This window comes from Martinezella paranaensis (assembly GCF_014200235.1).
In the GTDB taxonomy this organism is placed as follows: Bacteria; Pseudomonadota; Alphaproteobacteria; order Rhizobiales; family Rhizobiaceae; genus Rhizobium; species Rhizobium paranaense.
This window is the reverse complement of record NZ_JACHBI010000003.1, coordinates 132,525-149,985: the sequence shown is the minus strand read 5'-3', so window position 1 is coordinate 149,985 and position 17,461 is coordinate 132,525. Positions and strand designations below refer to the sequence as shown.

Here is a 17,461-nt window from a genome sequence, read left to right as displayed (position 1 = left end):
ACCATGGCTTTTCTCGAACTCACCCACATCAAGAAGTCCTTCGGCGACGTTCACGTCGTTCACGATTTCAATATGCAGATCGAGAAAGGAGAGTTCATCTCCTTCCTCGGACCCTCTGGCTGCGGCAAGACGACCGTGCTGCGCATGATCGCCGGTTTCGAAAACCCGACGGCCGGAACGCTGACGATCAATGGCAAAGACCAGCGAGCGCTGAAACCGAACCAGCGCAACATCGGCATGGTCTTTCAGGCTTACGCCCTGTTTCCGAACATGACGGTGCATGACAACGTCGCTTTCGGCCTCAAGGTCGCCGGCATGGCGAAATCCGACATCGACAAGCGCGTCAAGGAGATGCTGAGCCTCATCAAGCTCGATCATCTTGCCACCCGCTTCCCCTATCAGATGTCCGGCGGTCAGCAGCAGCGCGTGGCGCTCGCCCGCGCCATCGCCGTCAAGCCCCAAGTGCTCCTGCTCGATGAGCCGCTCTCGGCGCTGGACGCTAAGATCCGCATATCGCTGCGCGAAGAAATCCGTGCGATCCAGCAGCAGCTTGGCATCACCACTGTCTTCGTGACGCACGATCAGGAAGAGGCGCTGTCGATCTCCGACCGCATCGTCGTCATGAATGCCGGCCGCGCCGATCAGATCGGCACGCCCTTTGAAATCTACAATACGCCGGCCACCCGCTTCGTGGCCTCCTTCGTCGGCACGCTGAACCTCATTGAAGGCAAGGTCGTCGATCCCGACAACAGCCGCATCACGATCGGCGATCAGAACGTCACATTGAAGCAATCGGTCACCGCCTATAAGCCCGGCGACACCGTATCGCTTGCTTTACGTCCGGAAGCCGGCTCGCTGGCGGAATCGGCCAAGGGCGACACCGCACTGACGGGCGAAGTCTCCTCGGCGCACTTCCTGGGTTCGGTCATCCGCACCCGCATGAACGTGGCCGGCAACACCATTTCCTTCGACATGTTCAACAGCCCGGGCATGATGCCTCCGAGCGTCGGCGAGAAGGTCACGCTACGGTTTGCCTCCTCCGATCTGCTTGTCATCCAGGATTGATCGCCTCCCTGCGCGGCAGGGAAGTTTGGAAAATTATTCGCGAACGCCGGGCCAAAAGCCCGGCGTTTTTCTTTGATTTCTGTTGCACCGCATTTATAGTCCAGCCGTTCTCAGGGCGGGGTGCAATTCCCCACCGGCGGTATGGAGACTGGTCTCCGAGCCCGCGAGCGCCTTCCGGTTGCCGGAAGGGTCAGCAGATCCGGTGAGAGGCCGGAGCCGACGGTATAGTCCGGATGGAAGAGAGCAAGCTGGGTCGACAGCTCCTTCGCATAAGGGGCTTCTGCGACCTTGCGTGTTCGCCCAAGGGATATTGAGTTAAACCCTTGAAAGGCAAAGTTAATGACCATTTCCATTTCGACACAGCCGGGCCGCATAGCGTTGATCCGGGCTCGCTGGCATGCCGACATCGTCGATCAGTGCGTCGATTCCTTCGTTGCCGAATGGCAGAAGACCGAAGGCGCCTCCCCGATCGACATTTTTGATGTGCCGGGTGCCCTGGAAATCCCGCTGCATGCGCAGACGCTCGCGCGCAACGGCCGCTATAGCGCGATCATCGCAACCGCCTTCGTCGTCGACGGCGGCATCTACCGCCACGATTTCGTTGCCGATACCGTTCTCGATGCGATGATGCGTGTGCAACTGGATACCGGCGTTCCGATTCTTTCGACCGTGCTGACGCCCCACCATTTCCAGGAAACGGAAGCGCATATTCATTTCTTCAAGCAGCATTTCGTCATCAAGGGTCAGGAAGTGGCAAACGCTTGCCGCCAGATCCTGAGCGAACGCGCCAAACTGCTGCCATCGGTGACGGTCTGAGTTAAGATGATGGAGGCGCGGCAAAGGCCCGCCTCCATTTCTCGGGCAAGGAGCATCACATGACCGTCCTGCGAATTGTGCCCAATCTGCATGCCGCCGATCCCGCAAGCGCCCGTGTCTTCTATGGCGACCTGCTCGGCTTGGATATCGTCATGGACCACGGCTGGATCATGACCTTCGCCTCCAAAGCCCAGACTGTCCCACAGATCAGCATAGCCAGCGAAGGCGGCTCAGGCACGACCGTTCCAGATCTTTCGATCGAGGTCGACGATGTCGATCAGGTCTATCAGCGCGCCCGATCGATGCAGTTCGATATCGTCTACGAACTGAACGACGAACCCTGGGGCGTCCGGCGCTTTTATGTCCGCGACCCCTTGGGCAAGATCGTGAATATTCTGTCCCACCGATAGGCAGTTCATCCCAAATCGACGTTGAAGGTCACCCGTTCCGCCGACCATAGTGTCTCAGCATAGGCTATGGGTACGCCGTCGCTATCGACATCCACTTTGAGGATGACCAATACCGGTGTCGACTTCGGCTGCCGCAACAGCCGTGCCTCCTCGGCACTTGGCATGCGCGCCTCGATCTCGGTCGACAGGCGTACATAGTCGTGGACACCGTAGCTGGCGAGCGCCGCGCTGATGGTCTCGTATTGCAACCTCGCCTTATCGAAATCAGGAAAGCGGTCAGCCGGATAATAACTGTCGCCGAGTTCGACGGGAACACCGTCTGCCGTCATCACGCCGCGGCGATGGATGACGGGTGCGCCGGACGCCAGCTTCAGCCGTGCCGCTACACGCTCCGACGCTGCAACGACCTCGTGGATCAATAGCTCGCCGCCAGGCTCGAAACCCTGCTCGATCAGATTCTTGGAGAACCGTGTCTTCTTCGACAGCGTATAATCGAGAGCCCCTCGGTGCACGAAGGTTCCCCGTCCTTGCTCGGCGCGCACCAGTCCCCGCTGCTCCAGATGGCCGAGCGCCTGACGGACGGTGAAGCGGCTGACGCCGAAGCGTTCCATAAGCTCCGGTTCGGTCGGCAATTTGGCGCCCGGAGCAAAGGTCCCGGCGGCGATATCCGCCGCCAGGATTTCGCCGATCTGATGCCAGAGAGCGCTGCCGCTCTTGCGGTCGATCGTCTCCATGTCACACGCGCTTTTCAAGCCGGAACAACAGCTTGTATTCGGCGGGATAGGCGAGAGCATCGAGAATGCTCGGATAATATTTGCGATCCTTCGAGCCGCTGACGAAACCGTCATAGCCGAAACGCCTGACGGAGACATTGAAGCCTGCGGCAACGAAGGCGTCGATATAGTCCTGGGGAGAGCGATCCTGTACCGGCGCATTGCTGTTGCCGCCGATCAGCTCGCGCCATTTCGGCCAGAGGGGCATCTCGTTGTGGCAGCCGGTGACCGCATAATAGATGCCACCATTGCGCATGACCTCGAACATCTGCTCCGCGTGCCGCTTCAATTCCGGCAGCAGATAGACCACCTCATAGCTGAACGCGACATCGAAGCTGTCGACAAAAGGCGAAAGATCGGTGGTGACATGAAATTCCAACGGCATATTGCCCTTGGCCGCGACAGCCGCCGCAACCGATTCCGAGGCGATGTCGATGCCGACGCCGCGGCGAAACGGCCGCATCGCGTGAAGCAGCCGCAGGAAGCCGCCACGATTGCAGCCAAAATCCAGTACCGTCTTCGACGAAAAGTCCCGCTCCGGTACGGTCTCGATGAAATGCCGCCAAAGCGGACTATGCGACTCCGCCATCGCGATGTCGCCGTTCGGTTCGGTATGCCACGTTGCGTAGGTGGTTGCTGCGTTTGTCATCATGCGCTCGCTGTTGGAGTGGACTGAGCGAGCAATAACGCAGCCCTGTGACAGGCATGTGAATTCGTCCGGACGACTGGACTATTGGAAGCTATCGCTGGACAAATAAAAAAAGGCCCTGCCGAAGCAGAGCCCTCTTCAATTCGCTAAGAGCCAAGGCCTACGCGCGGATAGCCTGATCATTCTCGTCGAAGCGATGCATGTGTCCCGTGTCCGGTGTGGCATAGACCGTTTCGTCCGGCTCATATTTGTGTTCGCCGAAGAGGCGCGCGGTCAGAAGGCCGGTTTGATCGGATTCGAGATAGATGATCGTGTCGGCGCCGAGGTGTTCGACATGGATGACCTTGGCCGCCCATGTGCCTTGCTCGCGTGACAACGTGATATGCTCCGGACGGATGCCGACGGTTTTCGCGCCGCTCTGTTCGAGCTTTTCCGCAGGGATGAAATTCATCTGCGGCGAACCGATGAAGCCGGCAACGAAGACATTCGCAGGGCGGTTATAAAGCTCCATCGGCGAACCGATCTGCTCGATCGCACCGGCGTTCATCACGACGATCTTGTCAGCCAGCGTCATGGCCTCCACCTGATCGTGGGTGACATAAATCATCGTCGCCTTGAGGCTGCGATGCAGGCGGGCGATTTCGAGGCGGGTCTGGACGCGCAATGCCGCATCGAGGTTCGACAGCGGCTCGTCGAAGAGGAAGAGCTCCGGTTCGCGCACGATGGCGCGGCCGATGGCGACACGCTGACGCTGACCGCCGGAGAGCTCCGCCGGGCGGCGGGCGAGATAAGGCGCGAGGGAAAGCATGCTCGACGCCTTCTCCACACGGTTATCGATCTCATCCTTGGCGGTGCCGGCCTGCTTCAGGCCAAGGCCCATATTGTCCTTCACCGTCAGATGCGGATAGAGCGCATAGGACTGGAACACCATGGAAATGCCGCGCTTGGCGGGCGGCGTTACCGTCACGTCGGTGCCGTTGATCAGCACCGCGCCCGAGGTCACGTCCTCCAGGCCGGCGATGCTGCGCAGAAGGGTCGACTTGCCGCAGCCGGAAGGGCCGACGAAAATGACGAACTCGCCATCCTTCACCTCGAGGTCGATGCCCTTCAGCACATCATGCGTACCATAGGCCTTGCGAATGGATTTCAGTTGAAGCGATCCCACAGTCTCTTATCCCTTACAAATAAACGGGCTTGCCGGTACGCACGCTCTCGTCGGCGGCGAGGCAAATGCGCAGCGATTGAACGGCATCGGCCATATGGCGGCTGAGGTCGATATCCTCACGGATGGCCTTCAGCATGAAGGCTTGTTCGCGATCGCACAGCTCCTGATGACCCGGCTCGCCATCCATGCGCAGATCCTGGTCCGGACGGATGAACTTGCCGTTCGGGCCGGTCTCGGCGGTATGTAGCCGGATGACGGAGGTCTTGGTGTGCGTATCGATGTCGTCGGACTTGGCGTTGGGGTCCATGACGATCGATACCGCGCCATTCGGCGACATCACATCCTTCACAAAGAAGGCGGTTTCGGAAATCATCGGCCCCCAGCCGGCCTCATACCAGCCGACCGAACCGTCTTCGTAGATCACCTGCAGATGGCCGTAATTGTACATGTCCGGCGCGATCTCGTCCGATAGGCGCAGACCCATGCCGCGCACCTCGACGGGCTTGGCGTCCGTGATCTGGCACATGACGTCGACATAATGCACGCCGCAATCGACGATCGGCGGCGTCGTGCGCATCAGCGCCTTATGCGTCTCCCAGGTCGGCCCACTCGACTGCTGGTTCAGGTTCATTCGGAAGACATAAGGACCGCCGAACTTGCGTGCTTCCGCAATCAGCCGTGTCCAGGACGGATGATGACGCAGAATATAGCCGATCACCAGCTTGCGGCCGGCTTTCTTGGCTGCGGCCACAACACGCTCCGCATCCTCGACAGTCGTCGCCAGCGGCTTTTCCACGAAGACGTCGCAGCCCGCCTCGAAAGCCATGACCGCATAGTCCGCGTGGCTGTCGGAATAGGTGTTGATCGAGCAGAGATCGGGCTTCAACTCCTTTAGCGCCGTCTCGAAATCCGGATGGATCGTGTAACCCTGCAGCTCGTCGGCCAGCTTCGGCATCGAGCGATTGACCAGGCCAACGATCTCGAAACCGGGATTGTTGTGATAGGCGAGCGCATGGCTGCGGCCCATATTGCCAAGGCCGGCGACCAAGACGCGGATCGGCTTATGAGATGAGCTCACTTGACTGCTCCGGAGGTAATGCCGCGAATGAGTTGGCGTGAGAAGATGACATAGAGGATGAGGATGGGCAGGATGGCGAGCGTCAGCGCCGCCAGGACCGCATTCCAGTTGGTCACGAATTGGCCGATGAAGATCTGCGAGCCCAACGTCACCGTCTTTGTCGCCTCGCTCGGCGCCAGGATCAGCGGGAACCACAGGTCGTTCCAGATCGGGATCATGGTGAAGACGGCGACCGTTGCCATGGCCGGACGAATGAGCGGCACCACGAGACGGAAGAAAATCGCATATTCGCTAAGCCCGTCGATGCGGCCCGCATTCTTCAGGTCATCGGAGACGGTCCGCATGAATTCAGACAGTATGAAGATGGCGAGCGGCAGGCCCTGGGCCGTATAGACAAGGATCAGCGAGGTCAGCGTATTGACCAAGCCGGCGGCGACCATGCCCTGCAGGATCGCGACCGTACCGAGGCGGATCGGGATCATAATGCCGATTGCGAGATAAAGCCCCATGATCGTATTGCCGCGGAAACGGTATTCCGACAGTGCGAAGGCGGCCATGGCGCCGAACAGCAGCGTCAAGACGATCGAGACAATCGTCACGATGAAGCTGTTCTCGAAATAGGTCAGGAAATCCCCCTGCTTAAGAACGGTCTGATAACCGATCAGGCTGAAGCTGGAGGGCGTCGGGATGCTCAAGGGCGCACGGAAGATCGAGGCGCGGTCCTTGAAGGAATTGATGATGGTCAGGAACACCGGGAAAACGGCAAGCAACGTGTAGGCGATCAACGCCAGATGCACGAGGCTGGAGCGGGCAAGGGAAGTGCGTGCCTTGGACATGGTCGCCTCTCCTCAGAACTGGTAGCGGCGGATGCGCCGCTGGACGATGAAAAGATAGAACGAGACGCCGGCGAGAATGATCAGGAACATCACTGTCGCGATCGTCGCGCCCATGGAGCGGTCGCCGAGCTGTAGCTGGAAGCCGAAGAAGACGCGGTAGAGCAGCGTGCCGAGAATATCGGTGGAACCATCCGGCCCCGCCAGCGCGCCCTGCACAGTATAGACAAGATCGAATGCGTTGAAATTGCCAACGAAGGTCAGGATCGAGATGATGCCGATCGCCGGCAGCACCAACGGCAGCTTGATCTTCCAGAACTGGCTCCAGCCGGTAACACCATCGCACTCGGCCGCCTCGATGACTTCTTCAGGAATGTTCAGCAGCGCGGCATAGATCAGCATCATCGGGATGCCGACATATTGCCAGACCGAAATCAGCGCGACGGTGATCAGAGCCGTTCCCGGTTTGCCGAGCCAGGGGGCAAAGAACGACTTAAGGCCGACAAGGCCCATCAAATCGGGCGCCACACCCCAGAGCGGCGATAATATCAGCTTCCAGATGAAACCGACGATAACGAAGGAAAGCAGCGTCGGCAGAAACATGGCGGTGCGATAAAAGGCGACGAACCGCAGCTTCGGTAGCGACAGCAGCGCCGCGAGCGCAACACCAATCGGGTTCTGCACGCACATATGGATGACGAAGAAGATCAAATTGTTGCGCAGCGCATTCCAGAAGTCATGCGACCAGCGTTCATCCCCGAACAACACTTTGAAATTGTTGAGACCCACGAAGGTCGACTGGTTGTCGACGACATTATACAGCGACAGCCGCAATGTCTCGATCAGAGGCAGGATCATCACCGCGGTGTAGACGATGAAGGCCGGAAGAAGAAAAACGAAGATATGCCAACGTCTTTGACGCTTGATTGGGACCGCATCGAAAGCGGCTGATATATCGGCTTCGCTCATGGCTCTCTGCCTGCTTTTTTTATGGCTGCGTATCGGGGCGGCAGCGCAAATGTTCAAATTCGCCCGCTGTTCCGGCTCTCCAGACAAATATGGAGAAACAATATCGGGCGCGGCACGACGTAGTGTCGCGGCAACAACCGGTCCGGCGGCTCATCGGCATACGAAATAATGAAGGCATGTCATATACTTACCCGTCAAAAGCGGGAAAGCGGCAACCGATGACTCTATCCTTCGTCTATTCGCATGCACCGGCTGTGGAATAAGGTGAGGAGCGATGAGGCCCCTCACCCATATTGCGTCAAAGCAGGATTACTTGCCCGGCTTGAACCAGCTATCGAGGCCCTTCTGCAGCTTCGTGGCAGCCTGTTCCGGCGTGTCCGTGCCATTGATCACGTTTGCAGATGCCGTCCAGGTTTCGTTTTCCAGGTTCGGCGTGCCGCGCGACAGGATCTGGTAGGTCGAACGAACGGTCGACTTATGATTGTCGCGCCAGGAGACGAATTCCTGGGCGAGCGGATCACTCATCTTTACCGGGTGCGAATTCAGGCTGAAGAAGCCCGGCAGCGCGTTGGCGTAGATGTTGGCGAACTCGTCGGAAGCAACCCAGCTCAGGAACTTCTTGGCTTCTTCTGCATGCTTGCTCTTGGCGTTCAGGCCAACGCCGATATCCGGATGGTCGGAGATGTAGGCCGTGTCACCAGCCTTTGCGACCGGCGGCGGGAAGGCACCCATCTTGAACTGAGCCTGCGTGTTGAACAGCGCGATTTCCCACGAACCAGCCGGATAGATGGCAGCCTTGCCGAGCGTGAAGAGGTTCTGGCTGTCCGAGTAGCTCTGGGCTTCGAAGCCGTCGCCGAGGTAAGGCTTCCACTTGGCGAGTTCCTTGTAAGGATCAACCCACGGGGCATCCGTCAGCTTTTGCTTGCCGGAGATCAGAGCCAGGCGGCCGTCCTCACCCTTCCAGTAGTTCGGGCCGATGTTCTGGTAGCCCATGGTTGCGGCTTCCCAGAGGTCCTTCGTGCCCATAGCCATCGGAATGTATGTGCCGTCAGCCTTGAGCTTGTCCAGCACTGCGAAGAATTCGTCGCGAGTTGCCGGAACCTTCAAACCGAGCTTGTCGAAGGCATCCTTGTTGTAGATGAAGCCGTGAATGACCGAAGCCATCGGTACGCAGAAGGTCGACTTGCCGTCATCGGTGGTCCAGGCGGCCTTGGCGACCGGCGAGAAGTTGTCCATACCCTTCAGCGCCGTCAGGTCGGTCAACTGCTTTTTCTTGAAGAGATCCAGCGAGGCGTCGAAGGGGCGGCAGGTGATGATGTCGCCCGCAGAGCCAGCTTCAAGCTTGGCGTTCAGCGATGCGTTGTACTCGGTCGGAGCCGTCGGCGAGAAGACGATCTTGATGCCGGGGTTCTTGGCTTCGAATGCCGGGATGATCTTCTCCTGCCAAATCTGCAGGTCGTCGTTGCGCCAGCTTTCAACCGTCAGCGTCACGTCCGCCGCATGCGCGAAGCCGACCGAGGTCAGCAGGCTGGATGCGAGGAGCAAGCCTTTCAGAACATTCTTTTTCATTTCCCTCTCCTGTTTAAGCGCCCGGAATCAGGCACTGTTCTCGATCTGAAAATCCGCCGGCCATCTGAGAAAACAGCCAACGCTCCACAAGGACCGCCAACATTGCCGGTCCCAAATGCACAAGGGCGCGCAAGGCACTGTGCCTGGTCGGCCCGACCAATCGTGACCCGCCGGACGACCGGCCAAGGACACACAAACTCAACACACGAGAAATCATGACGAACGCCGTCGCGCAGATCCTTTTGATCCACGCGACTCCTGACAACGGCAGAGGTCCGCCACCTTCTGCTGGCCGCCGGCTATTGTTATTCTGCCGGTTCTGCCGATGCCTGCTCGAACTGTTCCCTTGAAAGAATTAAGGCCAAAAAAATACCAATTGTCCAGCCGAAATTTAACTTTCGTGAGTGAGAAAAAGCGATAAAAAATTTTATCTTTATTTTTCAAATAGATAAAAACGCGAAAAAAGCAGCGCATTACCTATTGGTAAATGGTATTTTTTTGGTATTGTAGAAAAAAACGGGGAACGAGCGGTATCCGGAGGGTGTGATGACGGAGTTTGCGATCGGTATCGACGGCGGGGGGACGAGCTGCCGCGCTGCTGTGACAGATAGGATGGGCAAAGTTCTCGGCAGCGGCAAGGCGGGGGCTGCCAATATCCTTTCCGATCTCGAAAACTCTCTGGTCAACATCGTCGCATCGGCCCGACAGGCCCTCAGCGAAGCCGGACTTGATCCGGAATTGGTTTATACGCTGCCCGCCGTTGTCGGCACCGCCGGCGCCAATGTCGGTGATTATGGCAAGCGCATTGAAAAAGCCCTGCCCTTTGCCAACAGTCATGTCGTCACTGATGCGATGATTGCGCTTCAGGGCGCGCTTGGCGATGCCGATGGGATCATCGGCGCGTTCGGCACCGGTTCCGTCTACAATGCTCGCCGCAATGGCAAGGTCTGGGGTATCGGCGGCTGGGGCTTTGTCATCGGCGACCAGGCCAGTGGTGCTCGTCTCGGCCGCGATCTGCTGGAACGCTCGCTTCTGGCGCATGACAAGGTGCACCCACCCTCGCCGATCACCGAAAAGGTCATGGCTGAATTCGACGGCGATCCCGAACGCGTCGTCGAATTCGCACATGTTTCCAAACCGAAGGATTTCGCGCGTTACGCGCCGATGGTCTTCGAACATGCCGAAGCGGGCGATGTAGTCGCTGTCGGCATCGTTAAGGCCGCGGCGAACGCTATCGCTGAAAGTCTCGACACGCTGCTCTGGCCCGAGTGCTCATCGATCTGCCTGCTTGGCGGTCTATCGAAGGCATATCATCCCTGGCTCGAATCACGGCATAAAGCGCTTTTGACGGAACCGAAAGGCGACGTATTGCGCGGCGCGGTCGAACTGGCGGCCAAGCTCCTGCAAAAAGAAATGGGGAGCACGCAATGACGGAGGATCTGAGCCATATCTTCTCGCCGGAACGCCTGCTCGCCGGCGGCACCGGCCCGCTCTATGTGAAGCTGCGCCGCGCGCTTGAAGAGGCGGTCAAGGTCGGAACGCTGAAACATGGCGACGCCCTGCCCCCGGAACGCGACATAGCCGAATACGCAGCAGTCAGCCGCGTGACGGTACGCAAGGCGATCGACGATCTCGTGGCGGAGGGCATCCTCGTCCGTCGGCATGGCTCCGGCACTTTCGTCGCCAAACCAGTCTCCAAAGTCGAACAGCGCCTATCGCAGCTAACGTCCTTCACCGAAGACATGGCGCGGCGCGGCATGACGGCACGCTCCGAATGGCTGCATAAAGGCGTGCACACCCCATCACCCGATGAAATGATGATCCTCGGCCTTGCCGCCGGCACCAAGGTCTCCCGCCTCAGCCGTTTGCGCATCGCCGACGACCAGCCGCTCGCCATCGAACATGCCAGCGTCTCCGGCGAGTTCCTGCCTGACCCATCGATAGTGACTGCGTCGCTCTATGCCGAACTCGAAAAGCGCCAAGTCCGTCCGGTTCGTGCCGTCCAGCGCATCTCCGCAACCAACATGAAAGAGGCCGACGCCGGTCTGCTCGGCGTCCCCGTCGGGGCTGCAGGCCTATCGATCGAACGTATCTCCTACCTCGGCTCCGGCCGCGCGGTGGAATTCACCCGTTCGCTTTATCGAGGCGACGCCTATGACTTTGTTGCGGAGCTGACGATCGGGTCGACGTAACGGCGAATTCACCAGAGCCGGGCAATCCAGTCGGAACGATCGGCAAGCCCGTCGACCTCCGCCTTCAAAATCAGATCGTCATGCCGCGTCTTCCACCGCCGCATCGCGCTTTTCCGGCACATAATTGAGCACCGGTCCGAGCCAGCGTTCCACTTCGGCAACCGGCATGCCTTTGCGAACCGCATAGTCTTCCACCTGGTCCCGCTCGACCTTGGCGACACCGAAATAATAGGAGTCGGGATGGCCGATATAGAGGCCGGAGACGGAGGAACCAGGCCACATGGCGTAGCTTTCAGTGAGCTTCACCCCGGTCGCAGCTTCGGCATCGAGCAAACGGAATAAGGTTTCCTTCTCCGTATGGTCGGGCTGGGCGGGATAGCCCGGCGCCGGCCGGATGCCGGCATAGGATTCCGACAGCAGCTCGTCGCCGCTAAGGTCTTCATCCTTGGCATAGCCCCAGAACTCACGCCGCACCCGCTCATGCATCCGCTCGGCAAAAGCCTCGGCGAAACGATCGGCGAGCGCTTTCACGAGAATTGAGGAATAATCGTCATTGGCACGCTCAAAGCGTTCGGCAATGGCAATTTCCTCGATACCGGCCGTGACGACGAAACCGCCGACGTAATCGCTGACGCCGCTCGAAGCCGGCGCGACGAAATCCGAGAGCGCCACGTTGGGGCGGCCATCCCGCTTCGACAATTGCTGGCGCAGCGTATAGAAGGTCGCGAGTTCGTCGGTGCGGCTCTCGTCGGTGAACAACCTGATATCATCGCCAACCGTGCCCGCCGGCCAGAAGCCGATAACGGCGCGTGGGCGGAACCAGTTTTCCGCAATGATCTTTTCCAGCATGGCCTGCGCATCGGCATAAAGCTGCCGCGCCGCCTCCCCCTGTTTATCGTCTTCGAGGATCGCCGGGAAGCGCCCCTTCAACTCCCAGGTCTGGAAGAACGGCGTCCAGTCGATGTAGGTGGCAAGCTCCGCCAGATCATAATTTTCGAACACCTTCGTTCCGAAGAACTGCGGCGCCACCGGCTTGTAACTCGCCCAACCCATCTTCTCGGCATTCTCGCGCGCCCTTGCGATCGGCAGGCGCACTTTCTCCGCCTCGCTGCGGGCATGCGCCGCGGCGACCTTGGCATATTCGGCGCGAACCGTGTCGACATAGCCCTGCTTGGCCTCCGGCGACAACAGCGCCGAGACGACGCCAACGGCACGGCTGGCGTCGGTGACATAGACCGTTTGCCCCTTCTCATAGCGCGGATGGATTTTCACGGCCGTATGCACGCGGCTGGTGGTGGCGCCGCCGATCAACAGTGGAATATCGAACCCTTGCCGCTCCATTTCCGAGGCGACATGCACCATCTCGTCCAGGGATGGAGTAATCAGGCCGGAGAGGCCGATAATATCGACTTTTTCGGCGATTGCCGTTTCCAGAATCTTCGTCGCCGGCACCATGACGCCGAGATCGATGATTTCGTAGTTGTTGCAGGCGAGCACGACGCCGACGATGTTCTTGCCAATATCATGCACATCGCCCTTGACGGTCGCCATCAGCACCTTGCCCGCCGCCTGACGCTCTCCGCCGCCGCCATTGGCAAGCTTTTCCGCCTCCATATAGGGCAACAACACGGCAACGGCCTGCTTCATGACACGGGCCGACTTCACGACCTGGGGCAGGAACATCTTGCCCGAGCCGAACAGGTCGCCGACGACATTCATGCCGGCCATCAGCGGCCCTTCGATGACATGCAGCGGTCGCTCGGCCTTTTGCCGCGCCTCTTCGGTGTCGGCCTCGATATAATCGGTGATGCCGTTGACCAGTGCGTGCTCCAGCCGCTTCTCGACCGGCCATTCGCGCCAGGCGACATCCTGCACTTTGGCTTCCCGGTTGCCGGCACCACGAAAACGCTCAGCTATTTCGAGCAGCCGCTCCGTACCGTCAGGCCGGCGGTTAAGCACCACATCCTCACAGGCCTCCCGCAGCTCAGGATCGATATTGTCGTAAACTGCGAGCTGGCCGGCATTGACGATGCCCATGTCCATGCCCGCTTGAATGGCATGGTAGAGGAACACGGCATGCATCGCCTCGCGCACTGGCTCGTTGCCGCGGAAGGAGAAGGAGAGGTTCGACACGCCGCCTGAGATATGCACCAGTGGCATCGTCTCGCGGATCGTCCGCGTCGCCTCGATGAAGTCGACGCCGTAATTGTTGTGCTCCTCAATGCCGGTCGCGACCGCAAAGATATTCGGGTCAAAGATGATGTCTTCCGGCGGCAATCCCGCCTCTTCCGTCAAAAGCTTGTAAGCGCGCGCGCAGATCTCGACCTTCCGCTGATAACTGTCGGCTTGCCCCTGCTCGTCGAACGCCATGACGACGACGGCCGCACCGTAATGGCGCAGCAGTCGGGCTTGCTTGAGGAAATTCTCCTCGCCCTCTTTCAGCGAGATCGAGTTGACGATCGGCTTGCCCTGCACGCATTTCAGACCCGCTTCGATGATCGAGAATTTCGAGCTGTCGATCATGACGGGCACGCGGGCGATGTCCGGCTCGGCGGCGATCAGGTTGAGGAACTCGACCATCGCCTTTTCGGAATCGATCAGGCCCTCATCCATGTTGATATCGATCACCTGCGCGCCGTTTTCGACTTGGTCGCGAGCAACGGCTAGCGCCGCCGTATAGTCGGCATTGGTGATCAATTTGCGGAATTTTGCCGAGCCGGTAACGTTGGTGCGCTCGCCGACATTGACGAAGGGAATGTCTTTGGTCAGCTCGAACGGCTCTAGGCCGGAGAGCGACATGAATGGGCGGTGTGCGGCAAGCTGGCGAGGCTGATATTTCGAAACCGCTTGCGCAATCGCGGCGATATGCTCCGGCGTCGAGCCGCAGCAGCCGCCAACGATGTTGACGAGGCCATCGCGCGCAAAACCTTCGACCTGCGCGGCCATCATCTCAGGCGTTTCGTCATATTGGCCGAACTCGTTCGGCAGGCCGGCATTGGGGTAGGCACAGACGAAGGTATCGGCAACGGCCGAAAGCTCCTGCAGATGCGGCCGCATGGCGTTGGCGCCAAGTGCACAATTGAGCCCGATGGTGAAGGGGCTGGCATGGCGTACCGAATTCCAGAAGGCCGATGGCGTCTGGCCGGAGAGAGTCCGGCCGGAAAGATCGGTGATCGTTCCCGAGATCATCACCGGCATGCGGACGCCCTTTGCTTCGAACCGCTCCTCGCAGGCAAAAATCGCGGCCTTGGCGTTCAGCGTATCGAAGATTGTTTCGATCAGGATGATATCGGCGCCGCCATCGATCAGCCCGTCGATCTGCTCACCATAGGCTAGTCGCAAATCGTCGAAGCTCACCGCGCGATAGCCGGGATTGTTGACATCAGGGGAAATCGAAGCAGTGCGGTTGGTCGGGCCGATGGCACCAGCGACAAAACGGCGCCTGCCATCCTCATGTTCGGCACGGATCGCCGCCCGGCGGGCAACTGCTGCGCCCTCCTTATTGAGATCGTAGACCGCGCCTTCCATCTGATAATCGGCCTGGGCAATGCGGGTCGAAGAGAAGGTATTGGTTTCCAGAATATCCGCACCGGCCTTGGCGTAGCGATAATGAATTTCCTCGATCGCGTTAGGCTGAGTGAGAATGAGAAGGTCGTTATTGCCCTTCTGATGACAGGCGCAGCCGATGAACCGATCACCGCGAAAATGATCCTCGTCGAAGCCGAGCCCTTGGATTTGTGTGCCCATAGCGCCGTCAAGCACAAGGATTCGCTCGCTCGCTGCCTGCTTCAGGGCGGCGAACACTTCACTGCCATCACGTTTCGCTGATTCCGAGCCAAAAAGATTGTCAAACATAAGCGAACTCCACTGGCCTGATTGCGACTTCGCATTCAGATCACATAAAGATATCTTTATGTCAACATATCTATACCTCGAAGAGGCCCCGCGCAAGGATAGTGCTGCTTTGGCTTGCCGTGTCCCCGAAAAATATCGATGCGATCGGCCTCTATCCTCTACAGGCATGGACAACGCAGGGCAGCCGACACAGTTTCATTCCTTAAAGCCATGACAGCGCTTTCAGGCAGCGCTATAGGGCTTATGGCAAAAGAGTCTTGGGAGGCGAGCATGAGCATACAGCGTGAAACGGCGGCACTCGGCAATTGGAGCTCGCGAGCCTACCACCGCCGCTGGCTGCTTGATCAGGTAAGCGGGCTTTTCGATTTCTTCCAGTATCGTGCCATCAATCCCAAGGGGGGATTCTACGATATGGACGATGCCGGCAGGCCGCTCGATGCGATCAATCCTGTCCGCGGCATTCATTCGACCGCGCGCATGGTTCATTGCTTCTCCATCGGTTCGCTCCTCGGCCGTCCCGGCTCCGAGGATATCGTTGATCACGGCATGAACTATCTCTGGAAGCATCACCGCGATGCCACCCATGGCGGCTATGTCTGGTCGCTCAACAATGACGGCCCCGTCGATGCCACCAAGCAAGGCTATGGCCATGCCTTCGTGCTGCTCGCCGCCTCCTCCGCCAAGACCATCGGCCATCCGCTTGCCGACGGCATGCTCGCCGATGCTACCGAAATTCTGAACACGAAATTCTGGGAAGAAAAACACGGTGCCATCGCCGAGGAATTCAACCAGGATTGGTCGCCGATCGACGGCGGCAGCTATCGCGGCCAGAATTCCAACATGCACCTGACGGAAGCACTGATGGCCGCCTTCGAAGCAACCGGTGACAAAGCGTACCTCGACAAAGCCGAAAGCATCGCCGATCTCGTCATCCGCCGCTCGGCGGGTTCTGTCGGTTGGCGCGTCGCCGAGCATTTTACCGCCAATTGGGCGCTCGATAAGGACTATCGCGGCAATGAAATGTTCCGCCCCTCGGGTACGACGCCCGGCCATTGGTTGGAATGGGCGCGCCTCATCCTGCAACTCTGGTCGCTCGGCGGCAAGCAGCACAACTGGATGCCGGACGCCGCCAAAGGTCTGTTCTCCCAATCAATGTCACTAGGTTGGGACAGCGATAAAGGCGGCTTCTTCTATACGCTCGACTGGGCTGACGTGCCGGCCAAACGCAACAAGCTCTGGTGGCCGGCCTGCGAGGCAGCCGGTGCGGCGCACTATCTCAACGAACACATGCCGAGCGATTTCCACGAGGAGAGCTATCGTAAGATCTGGGGCACTATCGGCCGCTGCTTTATCGACCATAGGAACGGCGGCTGGCATGAGGAGCTGACGGAAGACTTGATGCCCGCTCATACGATTTTCCCGGGCAAGGGCGATATTTACCATGCTTTGCAGGCTTGCCTCATCCCCCTCTTCCCGGCAACGGGCAGCCTGACCAAAGTCATCGCCGAGGCTGGCGGGAATATCTGAGATCGATCGCGGCGTCCGCTAAGCGTGACGCCGCAATCATCTTTTACGACAGGCTGAGATTGTGCAGTTCGTGGCCAAGCGTGAGCGCCAGGGCCTCCACGACCAGATTGTGATCTTCACGCTGCGGAAGTCCCGACACGGTGACGGCGCCAATGCAGCCTGTGCCGTGGACGAAGATCGGAAAGCTGCCGCCGGATGCGGCATAGTCGGCGCTTGAAAGCCCGTTGTCCTCGATCCTCTTGCCCTGCTGTTCCAGCCGCAGAGTGCTCGCATAACTGCTGCGGAAATAGCGCAACACCATGTTGCGCTTGCGGCGGATCCAGTTGGAATTATCCGGCGTCGAACCGGGCAGCGCGATGTAGAAAACCGGCATGGAATGCAGCGTGATGTCAATCGCGACACCCAAATTGCGTTCGCTGGCAAGATCGTGCAGCAACTTGCCGAGCACCCAGGCGGTCGAAAGATCGAAAGCATCGAAGCGCAGCGTCTCCTCCTGCAGCGCGATGCGGCTGAGGTCGTGTTCGATCGTCATGAAAATCCTTCCTCCAAAATTGGCCGGC

General features: G+C 59.1%; 15 protein-coding genes and 1 riboswitch. Of the genes, 6 read left to right on the top strand and 9 right to left on the bottom strand.

Annotated features, from left to right (window positions below):
* Positions 1-3: 3 nt before the first annotated feature.
* The 3 genes from GGD50_RS09620 (at position 4) to GGD50_RS09610 (ending at position 2,291) form a co-directional block, all read left to right on the top strand.
* A complete protein-coding gene (locus GGD50_RS09620) occupies positions 4-1,065 on the top strand; it encodes an ABC transporter ATP-binding protein (RefSeq protein WP_107108512.1) in 1,062 nt (353 codons plus the stop codon).
* A 102-nt stretch (positions 1,066-1,167) separates the two neighbouring features.
* Positions 1,168-1,314: riboswitch (FMN riboswitch) on the top strand.
* Between the two features lie 90 nt (positions 1,315-1,404).
* Positions 1,405-1,881, top strand: coding sequence for a 6,7-dimethyl-8-ribityllumazine synthase (locus tag GGD50_RS09615; RefSeq protein WP_107108513.1), 477 nt, complete (start codon positions 1,405-1,407; stop codon positions 1,879-1,881).
* Between the two features lie 59 nt (positions 1,882-1,940).
* Positions 1,941-2,291 carry a VOC family protein gene (locus GGD50_RS09610; RefSeq protein ID WP_107108514.1) on the top strand — a complete coding sequence of 117 codons (351 nt, stop codon included), beginning with the start codon at positions 1,941-1,943 and terminating at the stop codon, positions 2,289-2,291.
* A gap of 5 nt (positions 2,292-2,296) precedes the next feature.
* On the opposite strand, the gene phnF is transcribed toward GGD50_RS09610, so the two are convergent.
* The 7 genes from phnF to GGD50_RS09575 form a co-directional block, all read right to left on the bottom strand.
* A complete protein-coding gene (phnF, locus tag GGD50_RS09605) occupies positions 2,297-3,025 on the bottom strand; it encodes a phosphonate metabolism transcriptional regulator PhnF (protein WP_107108515.1) in 729 nt (242 codons plus the stop codon).
* Between the two features lies 1 nt (position 3,026).
* On the bottom strand, positions 3,027-3,713 hold the full coding sequence (locus tag GGD50_RS09600; protein ID WP_107108516.1) for a class I SAM-dependent methyltransferase: 687 nt from the start codon (positions 3,711-3,713) through the stop codon (positions 3,027-3,029).
* 160 nt (positions 3,714-3,873) lie between these two features.
* A complete protein-coding gene (locus tag GGD50_RS09595) occupies positions 3,874-4,878 on the bottom strand; it encodes an ABC transporter ATP-binding protein (protein WP_107108517.1) in 1,005 nt (334 codons plus the stop codon).
* 13 nt (positions 4,879-4,891) lie between these two features.
* Positions 4,892-5,956 (bottom strand): Gfo/Idh/MocA family protein, encoded by a 1,065-nt coding sequence (locus tag GGD50_RS09590; RefSeq protein WP_107108518.1) that lies wholly within the window; start codon positions 5,954-5,956, stop codon positions 4,892-4,894.
* Positions 5,953-6,792, bottom strand: coding sequence for a carbohydrate ABC transporter permease (locus GGD50_RS09585; RefSeq protein WP_107108519.1), 840 nt, complete (start codon positions 6,790-6,792; stop codon positions 5,953-5,955). Before GGD50_RS09585 ends, GGD50_RS09590 begins: the two co-directional genes overlap by 4 nt.
* A gap of 12 nt (positions 6,793-6,804) precedes the next feature.
* Positions 6,805-7,758 carry a carbohydrate ABC transporter permease gene (locus GGD50_RS09580; protein ID WP_183937740.1) on the bottom strand — a complete coding sequence of 318 codons (954 nt, stop codon included), beginning with the start codon at positions 7,756-7,758 and terminating at the stop codon, positions 6,805-6,807.
* A 309-nt stretch (positions 7,759-8,067) separates the two neighbouring features.
* On the bottom strand, positions 8,068-9,327 hold the full coding sequence (locus GGD50_RS09575) for an ABC transporter substrate-binding protein (RefSeq protein ID WP_183937738.1): 1,260 nt from the start codon (positions 9,325-9,327) through the stop codon (positions 8,068-8,070).
* 546 nt (positions 9,328-9,873) lie between these two features.
* Here GGD50_RS09575 and GGD50_RS09570 point away from each other — a divergent pair.
* Positions 9,874-10,758 (top strand): glucosamine kinase nucleotide-binding domain-containing protein, encoded by an 885-nt coding sequence (locus tag GGD50_RS09570; RefSeq protein WP_183937736.1) that lies wholly within the window; start codon positions 9,874-9,876, stop codon positions 10,756-10,758.
* Positions 10,755-11,519 carry a GntR family transcriptional regulator gene (locus GGD50_RS09565; RefSeq protein ID WP_183937734.1) on the top strand — a complete coding sequence of 255 codons (765 nt, stop codon included), beginning with the start codon at positions 10,755-10,757 and terminating at the stop codon, positions 11,517-11,519. The genes GGD50_RS09570 and GGD50_RS09565 overlap by 4 nt, the downstream gene beginning before the upstream one ends.
* 78 nt (positions 11,520-11,597) lie before the next feature.
* Here the strand turns inward: GGD50_RS09565 and metH are convergent, their stop codons facing one another.
* On the bottom strand, positions 11,598-15,374 hold the full coding sequence (gene metH / locus GGD50_RS09560) for a methionine synthase (RefSeq protein WP_183937732.1): 3,777 nt from the start codon (positions 15,372-15,374) through the stop codon (positions 11,598-11,600).
* A 270-nt stretch (positions 15,375-15,644) separates the two neighbouring features.
* Between metH and GGD50_RS09555 the strand changes: the two genes are divergently transcribed.
* The gene (locus GGD50_RS09555) at positions 15,645-16,901 is read left to right on the top strand and encodes an AGE family epimerase/isomerase (protein ID WP_183937730.1); all 1,257 of its coding nucleotides are present in this window, start codon (positions 15,645-15,647) and stop codon (positions 16,899-16,901) included.
* A gap of 43 nt (positions 16,902-16,944) precedes the next feature.
* Here GGD50_RS09555 and GGD50_RS09550 read toward each other — a convergent pair whose 3' ends face one another.
* A complete protein-coding gene (locus GGD50_RS09550; protein ID WP_183937728.1) occupies positions 16,945-17,433 on the bottom strand; it encodes a heme-degrading domain-containing protein in 489 nt (162 codons plus the stop codon).
* Positions 17,434-17,461: the final 28 nt, after the last annotated feature.